7 protein-coding genes, 5 tRNA genes, 1 rRNA gene, 1 pseudogene and 1 other annotated feature are annotated in these 12,161 nt (G+C 36.1%); all 14 genes and pseudogenes read right to left on the minus strand.

Annotated elements, in window-relative coordinates:
- Window position 1: 1 nt before the first annotated feature.
- Window positions 2–1,726, minus strand: coding sequence for a thiol reductant ABC exporter subunit CydD (cydD, locus tag H9L18_RS14670; protein ID WP_126794648.1), 1,725 nt, complete (start codon window positions 1,724–1,726; stop codon window positions 2–4).
- Window positions 1,727–1,746: 20 nt separating this feature from the next.
- On the minus strand, window positions 1,747–2,763 hold the full coding sequence (gene cydB / locus H9L18_RS14675; protein WP_126794651.1) for a cytochrome d ubiquinol oxidase subunit II: 1,017 nt from the start codon (window positions 2,761–2,763) through the stop codon (window positions 1,747–1,749).
- Window position 2,764: 1 nt separating this feature from the next.
- On the minus strand, window positions 2,765–4,174 hold the full coding sequence (locus H9L18_RS14680) for a cytochrome ubiquinol oxidase subunit I (protein WP_126794654.1): 1,410 nt from the start codon (window positions 4,172–4,174) through the stop codon (window positions 2,765–2,767).
- 123 nt (window positions 4,175–4,297) lie between these two features.
- A complete protein-coding gene (gene gor / locus H9L18_RS14685) occupies window positions 4,298–5,644 on the minus strand; it encodes a glutathione-disulfide reductase (RefSeq protein ID WP_126794656.1) in 1,347 nt (448 codons plus the stop codon).
- Between the two features lie 13 nt (window positions 5,645–5,657).
- The gene (locus tag H9L18_RS14690; RefSeq protein WP_126794659.1) at window positions 5,658–6,896 is read right to left on the minus strand and encodes a peptidase U32 family protein; all 1,239 of its coding nucleotides are present in this window, start codon (window positions 6,894–6,896) and stop codon (window positions 5,658–5,660) included.
- A gap of 15 nt (window positions 6,897–6,911) precedes the next feature.
- Window positions 6,912–7,832, minus strand: a complete 921-nt coding sequence (locus H9L18_RS14695; RefSeq protein WP_126794662.1) for a peptidase U32 family protein — start codon at window positions 7,830–7,832, stop codon at window positions 6,912–6,914.
- A 111-nt stretch (window positions 7,833–7,943) separates the two neighbouring features.
- Window positions 7,944–10,423, minus strand: a pseudogene (locus H9L18_RS14700) (ATP-dependent Clp protease ATP-binding subunit).
- Between the two features lie 4 nt (window positions 10,424–10,427).
- Window positions 10,428–10,895 carry a CtsR family transcriptional regulator gene (locus H9L18_RS14705; RefSeq protein ID WP_126794668.1) on the minus strand — a complete coding sequence of 156 codons (468 nt, stop codon included), beginning with the start codon at window positions 10,893–10,895 and terminating at the stop codon, window positions 10,428–10,430.
- A gap of 137 nt (window positions 10,896–11,032) precedes the next feature.
- A tRNA-Leu gene (locus H9L18_RS14710) sits at window positions 11,033–11,118 on the minus strand.
- Window positions 11,119–11,131: 13 nt separating this feature from the next.
- Window positions 11,132–11,203: transfer RNA gene (locus tag H9L18_RS14715), tRNA-Gly, on the minus strand.
- 9 nt (window positions 11,204–11,212) lie between these two features.
- Window positions 11,213–11,285, minus strand: a tRNA-Thr gene (locus tag H9L18_RS14720).
- Between the two features lie 22 nt (window positions 11,286–11,307).
- A tRNA-Lys gene (locus tag H9L18_RS14725) sits at window positions 11,308–11,380 on the minus strand.
- Between the two features lie 9 nt (window positions 11,381–11,389).
- A tRNA-Val gene (locus H9L18_RS14730) sits at window positions 11,390–11,462 on the minus strand.
- A 17-nt stretch (window positions 11,463–11,479) separates the two neighbouring features.
- A 5S ribosomal RNA gene (gene rrf / locus H9L18_RS14735) occupies window positions 11,480–11,595 on the minus strand.
- Between the two features lie 81 nt (window positions 11,596–11,676).
- Window positions 11,677–12,161 (minus strand) — a sequence feature (23S ribosomal RNA rRNA prediction is too short).

The raw sequence follows: 12,161 nt of genomic DNA on the forward strand, positions 1-12,161 counted from the left end.
ATTACTCCCCTTTCAGTTGCTCAACAAATTCATGATAAGCACCTTTTTTCTGACGTAATTCTGTATAAGTTCCTTGCTCAACAATTTGGCCATCTTTCATCACCAAGATATAATCCATCTCTTTCATCCAATGAAGTCGATGTGTGGCAAAAAAGACTAAATGATTCTCAAATAATGGTAACATGGTACTTTTTAATTCTGCTTCTGTTTCCACATCCAAGTGGGCAGTTGGTTCATCAAATAAAAGAATTTGGCGATTATTATCTAAAAAAGCACGGGCAATAGCAACACGTTGTAATTGTCCACCACTTAACGCATGAGCTCCCTCACCGATAATCGTCTCTAATCCTTCTGGTAAGTCTTTAACAACCTCTAACAGTCCAGCTCGCTCTACTGCAATCAATATGTCTCTTTCACTAGCCTGTGGTTGATAAAAACGAATATTATCCTTTAAAGACGCATGAAAAATATATGGGTCTTGAGGAACATATAATAATTGATCTTGCCAACTCTTTAATCTTAAATGATTAGTTAATTGACTATTTACTCGAATACTTGGTTCTTCTGCTTCTAAAAAACCACCTAGTAGTTTAATTAAAGTTGATTTACCTGAACCAGACAGTCCCACTACGCCAATTTTTCCGTATCCTTTCCAAGAAAAATTGATATCTTCTAATGTCTTTTCCGTCGCTTCTTCATCATACTTCAATGTTAATCCTGTTAAAGTTAAAGAATCAGCTTCAGACCATGCGTCTAAAGATAAGTTTTCTTGTTCTTCAAACTCTTTTTTATCTAATATATTAAAGATTGACTTCAGTGTGTTTCCACCATCTAGAGTCGCATGATAGTCACTTGAAAAATCTCTTAAAGGTAAAAAGAAATCCGGTGCTAAAATCAATGTGGTTAATGCAGGAAATAACATCATCTCTCCATTCATTAATTTAAACCCTAAAAAGACAGCTACAATCGCCACTGATAACGTGGTGAAAAAATCCAAAGCAAATGTTGAGAGTATCGCAATTTTTAACGTACTCATTGTTGCTTTTCGATAATCCTCACTGATGCCATATACATTTTTTTCGTATTTTTTACTTAACCCTAAAAAATTAAGGGTTTCAAGTCCTCTTAATGAATCTAAAAAGTGATTACTTAATAATTGATAGCCTTCGTACTGACGGTCAGCTTTGGCTCTAGCGGCATATCCTAAAATAATCATAAATAAAATAATTATTGGAAAAACGAGTAATAAAATAATTCCGGATCTAATGTCTTGAGTAAAAACAAAAATCAATATTACCCATGGAATCACCATCATATTGGTAATTTTAGGTAAGATTAAAGTTAAATAATTTTCAATTTGAGCAATTCCTTCGATTGCCATTGTTACCATATTGCCTGTTCCTTCTTTTTGAACAAAGTTTGGTCCTAGGCGAAATACTTTATCTAATAACTGTTGTCTAACAACCTTCGATTGCTCGTAAGCATAACTATCTAAATAACGGTCTCTTAAGAAATTGAGAACTTGTCTCAATAAGAAACAAATAAAAAAGATGCCCATCTCTGTTGTTTGAGAGGCAACACTACTACCATTCCATAGAGCGCTAATTGCTTTTGATAAAAAATAGGCTTGTCCAATAATCAATAAGGCTTGCAGAACACCAAGTCCTGCAAGCCCTATTAAGACTGGCCTAGTTTTATCGATGCGAAATAAATTCTTATCAATCAAATTAGGAGTCTCCTTATCTATTAATATCTATCAAGTACATCTACAGATACACGTTTTGAGAATTTTTTATAACTCCAAGCTGTGTAAAGTAAAACAATTGGTAGCAAGATAAGCGTTACAATTGTCATTACTTTTAAAGTGTAAGGTGTACTTGAAGCATTTTCAATTAACAAGTGGAATTCTGCATCTTTTGCTACCATCACTCGTGGGAATAATCCGTTGAAAAGGAAGGCAACAACTCCTGCAAATACTAAACCTGTTGAAATAAATGAAAATCCTTCTTTATCTTTATAGCTACCATAAGCAGCCATTGCTGCAAAGACAACAATTAAGACCAAGATGATTAATGATGACATCATTCTTTCTTTGAAGAAATCTGTATCAATAAATGAAAGAATAGCAAATGCTACTAAACCTGCAAACAATACTGGGTAAAGTTTTTTAGCTTGTGCATTAGCACGTTCTCTAATTTTTCCATCTGTTTTAAGACGTAAGTAGTTTAAGCCATGTAAATAAGAAATCAATGTCACAGCCACACCACCAACGATAGAATATAAGTTAACATAATCAGTAAAACTTGCATTCATTACGTTTTTAGACGCATCAAGTGGCATACCACGAACTAAGTCAACAAACATCATACCTAAGAAGAAAGTTGCTAGGACACTTCCTAAGAACATAGTCCATTCCCAAACATTTCTTTCTCTTGAATTTTCTGCACTTGATCTAAATTTGAAAGATACCCCGCGGATAATCAATCCAACTAAAACAAGTAATAAAAAGTTGTAAAAGCCACTAAATAATGACGCGTACCATTCAGGGAATGAAGCAAACATAGCTCCACCTGCTGTAATTAACCATACTTGGTTTGTTTCCCAGACAGGTTCGATTGTATGAATCACTTGGTCACGTTCACGTTTATTCTTAGCTAATAGCTTCACTGACATACCAACACCAAAGTCAAATCCTTCTAAGAAAAAGAATCCAGTAAATAATACTGCACTTAAAAGGAACCATAATAATTGTAAGTTACTCATATTAGAAGGCCTCCTTTGAAAATGGGTCTATTGCTTCTTTTTTAGCTTCAGATGGGCTAACATAATAAGGTCCTTTTTTAAGAGAACGTTTTGCATACATAATCATTACTCCACCTAAGAATAAGAATAATAAGAAGTACACAATGTTACTAAAGATTAATGAACCTTTTGTCACACTTGGAGACACACTGTCTGCAATCGTGAATAAACCATAAACAGTCCAAGGCGCACGTCCCATCTCAGTAATAATCCAACCAGTTGAATTAGAAATAAATGGGAAGAAAATACCTGCTGTAAATAGCATCAATAACCATTTCATTTTTTCTAAACGGTCATTCTTAAGTAAGAATAAACCAACAACTGCCATTAAAGCCATCAATGTTCCAAAGCCTGCCATGAAACGGAAATTCCAAAACATTGTTTTAACTGGTAAGTAGTAATTCATCTCTTCACCGAATTTTTCATCATATTCTTTATGAAGATCTGCATTAACTGCGTCCATTCCTTTGTAACTTTCTTTACCACCTAAAATACTTAACATAGAAGGAATTGCAATTTCCCAATCTGTTTTTTGATTTTTAGTATCGATACCTGCAATAATGTTCCAAGGAGCACTATCACCTTTTGTATCTTCATAAATACCTTCCATTGCTGCAAATTTCATTGGATGATCATCAGCCATGATTGTCATTTGTCTATGACCTGCTCCAATTGTTAAAACAGAACCAACTAATCCTAAAATCAAACCAAATTTAATTGATTTTTTAAAGAATGCTGTGTCTTGTTTTTTCATTAACTTCCAAGCTGAACAACCTGCAATAACAAAACCTGCTGTTACAACTGCTCCAAAGATAACGTGTGGAAACTCTAACCATAATTGATGATTTTTAAGTAATCCTGTAAAACTTGTTAATTCTGCTCGGTTTGTTGCTTCATTAATTTGATACGCAACTGGGTTTTGCATGAATGAGTTAGCAGCTAAAATCCATAAAGCTGACAATGTTGTTCCTAAAGAAACTAACCAAATAAATAATAAGTGCAACTTCTCGCTAAACTTATCCCAACCAAAAATCCATAAACCGATAAATGTTGATTCCAAGAAGAATGCTAGTAAAGCTTCTACCGCAAGAGGTGCTCCGAAGATATCCCCCATAAAACGAGAATATTCAGACCAGTTCATACCAAACTGGAACTCTTGGATAATCCCTGTTACTACACCTACCGCAAATCCTAATAGGAAAATATTTCCCCAGAATTTTGCCATGTCTTTATACATTTTATCTTTTTTCACAACATATAATGTTTCTAAAATTGCTACTGCAAATGCCATACCGATAGTCATTGGCACAAAGAAAAAGTGAAAGACTGTAGTCATTCCAAACTGGAATCTTGCCAAAGTTAATAAATCCATGTTATTTTTCCTCCTTATTTATTTTCATTAAATCATTCTTATTATACCCCATATAAAATAGACATTCAAAGAATATTTTGAATGTCTATTAAATGATAATCCTTACATTTTAGAAATATTTTTTTATCTCATTGTTACAAATTCCTCTGCACCAGTTGGATGAATTGCTACTGTATTATCAAAATCTTCTTTCGTTGCCCCCATCTTAATAGCAACTGCAAAGCCTTGAAGCATTTCATCAATACCTAGACCAATTCCATGAAGACCAACAATTTTTTCGTTCTCTCCTACACAAACTAGTTTCATATGGCATTTTTCCTTGAAGTCAGTTATAGCATATTGCATAGGAGTGAAACTAGATGTATATATCTTGATTGTTTCACCGCTATATTTCACACGAGCTTCTTTTTCTGTCAAACCAACTGTCCCTATTGTTGGATGAGAAAAGACAACTGTTGGGATTGTTTCATAATCTAAACGTGCATTAGTTTTTCCATTAAATAACCTCTCTGATAGACGACGACCTGCAGCAATGGCAACAGGCGTTAAATTAACTTTATCTATCACATCTCCCACAGCATAAATACCTTCTTGAGTCGTATTTTGATACGCATCAACTTGAATAGCACCTTGTTCATTAACAGTCACATTTGTATGTTCAAGACCGATATGATCTAGATTGGGTTTACGACCAATCGCCCAAATAATTTCTCCTACCAAAAGAGACTGACCGTTTTCAAAAACTAAACGATACCCTTCTTCTTCCTTTTGGACTTCTTTTGGAACTGAATGAGCATGTAGATGGATTCCTTGTTGGTTATAGCTTTCAGTTAAGCCTGAAATAACTAACTCATCAAACTCACGTAAAACTGTTTCTTTACGGTAAGCTAAATGAGTCTCTACTCCTAAACCATTTAATACACCTGCTATTTCAACCGCAATATATCCTGCTCCAACTACTGCAACTGATTTTGGTAATTCAGTTATTTCAAAGAACCCATTAGAGTCAATACCGTATTCAGAACCAGGGATATTTGGTCTCACAATTTTTCCACCTGTTGCAATTAACACATGAGGTGCATGATATTTCTCACCATTCACTTCTACTGTTTGTTTAGCAACAAATTTAGCATAACCATTCACTACTGTCACACCATTATTAGCTAAGCCTTTCATATACAACCCATGAAGACGTTCGATATAGGCTTGTCTGTTACTCACTAGATGAGAAAAATCAAAATCTTCAATGGTTACATTAAATCCGTAATCTTTTGCTTGTTTTAACATCATGCTATTCATTTCAGACGCTGACCACATGACTTTTTTAGGGACACAACCAACGTTAACACATGTCCCACCGATATGATTTCCCTCAATTAATAACACTTTTGCTCCACGCATACCCGCACGATTTGCTGAAGCAATACCGCCACTACCGCCACCAATTACAATATAATCAAATGTTTCCATCGCTTTATCACCCTTACTTTCGTTTTCTAATCATGTCTCCTGGTTTTACTGGATGCTCAACTGGCATTTTTACAATCATCATCGCATTTGGCGCTTTTTCAATTGGTTCATCCAATTCATTCCACATTTCTTTAATCGTTTGATGAGAATGAGTAAATCCAGGACCATAAAATTCAATTTCATCATTCACTCTAAAGTGATTTCTTTGTCTAATCGTTGCTATTTTAGTTGTTTCATCATATGACAGAACTTCACCAATAAATTTAAAGACAGGAATCTTACGGCGTTTACCAAATAATTGTTCCTCATCTGTTGGTGTTTGATAATAAAAACCAGTCGCCAACTCGCGCTGCGCTACTTTCCAAAGTTCATCAATCCACTCTTGTTTACACACATAATTTTCTGGATCTTCCATGTAACTATCTACAGCTTTTTTATATACATTAGAAACAGTTGAAACATAGTGAATTGATTTCATACGTCCTTCTATTTTTAAGCTGTCCACACCATTTTGAATTAAGTCAGGAATATGTTCAATCATTGACATATCCACAGCACTCATTGAAAAAGGTTCTTCCACTTCGCCTGAATCAATTAAAGACTGACGCTCTTTATCAAGTGTCATCTCAAATAAATCATATTTCCAACGACAAGATTGAGAGCATCCACCACGGTTCGCATCACGGTGTGACATATGGTTAGATAGCGTACATCTACCTGAATAAGAAATACACATGGCTCCGTGGATAAAAGCTTCAATTTCCACATCAGTATTTTCACGAATCGTTTTAACTTCTTCCATTGACACTTCACGACCTAAAACCACACGTTCTAATCCTTCATTCTTCCAAAATTCAAGTGTTTCAAAATTAGTAGCTGAAGATTGCGTTGATAAATGAACTGCTAAGCCAGGAGCTTCAGTAATGCAGATTTCAATCAATGCTGGATCAGAAACAATCACCGCATTAATCCCGACATCACGTAATTCTCTAAAAAATTCACCTGCGCCTTTTGCATCAAATTCATGAGTTACCATATTAGCCGCCACATAAATTTTGGCATTGTATTTTTTAGCAAAGGCAACACCTTCAGCCATATCTTCATAAGTAAAGTTACCCGCACGACTTCTTAGTCCATAGGCATTTCCACCAATATAAACCGCATCAGCACCATAGCTGATAGCTGTTTTTAATTTTTCTAATGTTCCCGCTGGCGCTAAAACCTCGGGTCGTTTTAATGTTTTTGTTGTCATTACTTCTTACTCCTCTTATCTAATATCATCCGGATTTAAATAATAAAAACCAGTATCTAAGCTACGTTCTTCGGGATGTAAACTCTTCACTTGTTCATTCAATTTTTCAGCTGCTTCAGCCGTCCATTTATCTGCTAAAATTAACTCTTTTGCTTGAATAAATAAAGAAACAATATCTACATAACTTTGTCCTGGAGTATAAATACCATCTAACTTCCAGTGAGTTAACCCAATCGTTTCCAATTCTTTTAACTCAAGCATTAAATCAACATCATTTGTCGCAAAAATATGAGTCCCATGTTCATCTTCATAAATTGAATAATGAGTTTCTTCATCTTTTGGCTCAGAAATAAATAAATTGCGTTCTTTATCTACTTTTTCATCAATTTTTGTAAAATTAAAGTAATTTTGAACCAATGGACGTTTTGATTGATGAATACAAGTTGCCCCGTAAACAAGCATTTCGCCAAATATATTTAGATTTTTAGCTAAATCCACTAATTCTAAATAGGGAATTTCGCGAGCTAATACTGCTCCAATAGCTCCTCTATCACCCCAAAAATTAATTTGACGTGAACTTGTCACCATTGTTGCTGCATCATAAATGAAAGGTAATTGATAATTATCTCGTCGGAGCACATGAATAACTCCTGTGTCCCCTACAACAATCTCATCTACCTTAAGCTCTTCTAAGAAATGAAGATAGTCTGGAAGTAACAACATTTTTTCCGGATGCATCATGGCATTAACTGCTATCCGTACTTTTTTTCCTTTCGCATGAGTCAATTGTACTAATTCTTTGATTTCCTCTCTACTAAAATGCTTAGGCAGTCGTAAGCCAAAAGAACTATCTCCAAAATATAAATAATCAATATCTAAGTTTAATAATTGTTGAGCTTGTTCAAACGACTCAACTGTTGCTGTAATCTCTATCATTTTCTATCTCCTTCTTCGAGTAATCAAAGTTATCCTACCACAATTAACTCAAGATTGACAATGTCATCACAAAGAAAAAAGCGCTAGTTATGAAACTAACGCTTTACTTTGTTACACTTTTTGCAATTGTTTATTTTCTGTCACTTTCACTTGAATCTTACCTTTTTTAGCGCCAACTACTACTTTACTACCTGGAACAATTTCTCCAGATAACAATAATTCGCTTAAACGATCTTCTATTTCTTTTTGAAGAGCACGTCTAATTGGTCTTGCACCATATTCTGGATCAAATCCTTCTTTACTAATAACCTCAATAGCTGCAGGAGTTAATTTTAATGATACTTTTTGTTCTTTTAATCTCTCAACTATCGACTGACTCATAATTTTAACAATACTATTTAACTCTGTTTGAGATAGTGAATGGAAGACTAACAATTCATCCACACGGTTTAAGAACTCTGGACGGAAACTCTTCTTCAATTCTTCTAAGATACGAGATTTCATCGCCTTGTAGTCTTTTTCTCCACCAGTTGACCCAAAACCAACTGTTTTTTCATCCCTAAGAGCTGTTGCTCCAATATTTGATGTCATAATTAAAATCGTATTTTTAAAATCAACCTTACGACCTTTCGAATCAGTTAAATGACCATCATCTAAGACTTGAAGTAAAATATTGAAGACATCTGGATGAGCTTTTTCAACCTCATCAAGTAAAATAACTGAGTAAGGTTTTTGGCGAATTCGTTCTGTTAATTGTCCACCCTCATCATAACCAACATAACCTGGAGGAGAACCTACCAAACGGCTTGTACTATGTTTTTCCATAAACTCAGACATATCCACGCGAATCAAGGCATCTTCAGAACCAAACATAACAGAAGCTAATGTCTTAGCTAATTCTGTTTTACCCACACCTGTAGGGCCTAAAAACATAAAGGAACCAATTGGTCGATTTGGATCTTTCAGACCACTTCTCGCACGACGAATCGCACGTGAAACAGATTCTACAGCTTCGTCTTGTCCGACTACACGTTCATGAAGAACTTTTTCAAGTTCTAATAAACGTTCAGATTCTTTTTTCTCAAGCTGTTCTAACGGAATACCTGTCCACTGAGCAACAACTGATACGATTGCTTCTTCAGACACTGAAGTTTCATATTCTTTATCACTATTTTTCTCTTCTTCAATTAATTGATCTAATTTTTTCAGAGCTCGTTTCTCTTTTTTACGAATACTTGCTGCGATTTCAAAATCTTGGGCTAAAATAGCTGCTTCTTTATCTTCTTTAATCTTAGCAATTTTTTCCTGTTGAATAGCAATTGGTGAGCGTGTATTAGCCACTTCAAGCCTTGCTCTAGCAGCGGACTCATCAATCAAATCAATTGCTTTATCAGGTAATTGACGATCACTAATGTATCTAGTAGCTAAATTAACTGCTGCAAAAACAGCTTCATCTGTAATTTTTACTTTATGGTGATCTTCATAACGTTTTCTAAGACCTAATAAAATTTCTTCAGCCTCTTCTACAGTTGGTTCGTCTACTTGAATTTTAGCAAAACGTCGTTCTAAAGCAGAATCTTTTTCAATATATTTTTGATACTCGTCTAAAGTAGTAGCTCCAATTGTTTGAAGTTCTCCACGTGCTAAAGCAGGTTTTAAAATATTAGAAGCATCAATAGCTCCTTCAGCTCCACCAGCACCAATTAACGTATGTAACTCATCAATAAAGAGAATTACCTCTCCATCACGATAAATTTCATCCACTACTTTTTTCATTCGGTCCTCAAACTCACCACGATACTTAGTACCTGCAACAACAGCCCCATATCAAGCATCATCAAACGTTTAGACAGCATTTCTTTAGGTACTCGCCCTTCAACAATACGCTGTGCTAATCCTTCTGCAATAGCGGTTTTACCAACACCAGGCTCACCAACTAAAACTGGATTATTTTTCGTACGACGACTTAAAATTTGAATCAGACGTTGAACCTCTTTATCACGTCCTACTAAAGGATCCAAACGATTATCTCTCGCTGATTGCGTTAAATCTCTGGCTAAAGAATCTAATGTTGGGGTTCCTTCCTCAGGAGCCGTTCTATTTCCTGAGCCCATCGGTTGTTTTCTTTGATTTTGTTTTCCAGTATTCTCAACTAGCCCAATTTTCTTAAAAATTAATTGGCGCAATTTATTCAAATTAACATCTAAATTAGTTAAAACACGAGTACCTAATATTTCTTCATCTTTAATTAAAGCTAATAGAATATGTTCAGTACCAACACTAGGAGCTCCAACATGTTTAGCTTCCATACTAGCAAAAGATAAAACTTGTTTTGCTCTAGGTGAATAAGGTAATAAACCATCCTTCTTTTTAGTTTTCTTACCGTATTGGATAATTTGCTCAACTTCCTCAAAAACTTGTTGGTCCGTTAAATCCATTTGACGAAGAGCCTTTCCAGCAATCCCCTTATCTTCTTTAATTAGGCCTAATAATAAATGTTCAGTAGCAACAGAGTCTTGTCTAAAATACTTGGCCTCATTTTGAGCATATTCTAAAGCAATTTTTGCTTTTTCTGTAAATAATTCACTCATACCCTCACTCCTTCTCTTCATAAGCTAATCGTTCTAACAACTCAAGCATCATATGCGCTCTTAACGAATTATTGTCCGAAATGCTTAAAAGTGGTTTGTTACTTAATAATGTAGCGAGTAGTTCTTTTTCTCTTAAATTAATAACCTCGCTCACATATAGTTGTTTCAACATAGCAAAAGCTTCACTTTCTGTCAATTCAGAACCCACAGAATCAGCTAAATGCATTAAATAATTCCCATGTTTTAAAAAATCAATTTTTATAATTCGAATATAGCCGCCTCCGCCTCGTTTACTCTCAACTTTATATCCCTGTGGAACAGTAAAACGTGTTTTTATAACATAATTTATTTGAGAAGGAACACAATCAAAAAGATTAGCCATTTCAGATCGCCTAATTTCAATTTCTTGATTTATTTCTAAAATTTCTTTTAAATAAGTTTCGATAATATCTGACATATTACGATTATCCAAGTAAAACACCACCTTAATTATCAATTGACTATCTCTGACCTTAATTATACAAAAAGATGGCCAAATAATACATTAAAAAGATTTCAAAAAATAAACCAAAAAAAAAAGCCATCACTGACTTTAAATATATATAACAATGCCGAGGACCGGAATCGAACCGGTACGGAGATCACTCTCCGCAGGATTTTAAGTCCTGTGCGTCTGCCAGTTCCGCCACCCCGGCTGAAACTTAAAAGAGCGGAAGACGGGGTTCGAACCCGCGACCCCCACCTTGGCAAGGTGATGTTCTACCACTGAACTACTTCCGCTTAAAGAAGTGCCGGCTAAAGGACTTGAACCCTCGACCCTCTGATTACAAATCAGATGCTCTACCAACTGAGCTAAGCCGGCGCATGTTTATGCATAAAAAAAATGACCCGTACTGGGCTCGAACCAGTGACCCTCTGATTAAAAGTCAGATGCTCTACCAACTGAGCTAACGAGTCTTTTTAAAATGGAGGTTAACGGGATCGAACCGCTGACCCCCTGCTTGTAAGGCAGGTGCTCTCCCAGCTGAGCTAAACCTCCAAATAAAAACGCAAATAGCATGGCGACGTCCTACTCTCACAAAGGGAAACCCTTCACTACCCTCGGCGCTAAGAAGCTTAACTTCTGTGTTCGGCATGGGAACAGGTGTATCCTTCTTGCCATCGTCACCACACTTACGTGCGTTATATTATATTGAGTGATTATTCACTCAAAACTGGATGTTTTAGTTATATTCAACATTGTCACCGATATTTTGGTTAAGTCCTCGACCGATTAGTACTAGTCCGCTCCGTACATCGCTGCACTTCCACTCCTAGCCTATCTACCTGATCATCTTTCAGGGGTCTTACTTTCTTAAAGAAATGGGAAATCTCATCTTGAGGGGGGCTTCACGCTTAGATGCTTTCAGCGTTTATCCCGTCCATACATAGCTACCCAGCAATGCCCTTGGCAGAACAACTGGTACACCAGAGGTATGTCCATCCCGGTCCTCTCGTACTAAGGACAGCTCCTCTCAAATTTCCAACGCCCGCGACGGATAGGGACCGAACTGTCTCACGACGTTCTGAACCCAGCTCGCGTGCCGCTTTAATGGGCGAACAGCCCAACCCTTGGGACCGACTACAGCCCCAGGATGCGACGAGCCGACATCGAGGTGCCAAACCTCCCCGTCGATGTGAACTCTTGGGGGAGATAAGCCTGTTATCCCCAGGGTAGCTTTTATCCGTTGAGCGATGG

It is taken from the genome of Vagococcus carniphilus, assembly GCF_014397115.1.
GTDB classification, from domain to species: Bacteria; Bacillota; Bacilli; order Lactobacillales; family Vagococcaceae; genus Vagococcus; species Vagococcus carniphilus.

Excerpts from the sequence above, each read along its gene's own strand:
- H9L18_RS14695 (WP_126794662.1), bottom strand. The coding sequence starts at position 7,832 with ATGATAGAGATTACAGCAACAGTTGAGTCGTTTGAACAAGCTCAACAA.
- H9L18_RS14690 (WP_126794659.1), bottom strand. The coding sequence starts at position 6,896 with ATGACAACAAAAACATTAAAACGACCCGAGGTTTTAGCGCCAGCGGGA.
- H9L18_RS14680 (WP_126794654.1), bottom strand. The coding sequence starts at position 4,174 with ATGGATTTATTAACTTTGGCAAGATTCCAGTTTGGAATGACTACAGTC.
- cydB (WP_126794651.1), bottom strand. The coding sequence starts at position 2,763 with ATGAGTAACTTACAATTATTATGGTTCCTTTTAAGTGCAGTATTATTT.
- gor (WP_126794656.1), bottom strand. The coding sequence starts at position 5,644 with ATGGAAACATTTGATTATATTGTAATTGGTGGCGGTAGTGGCGGTATT.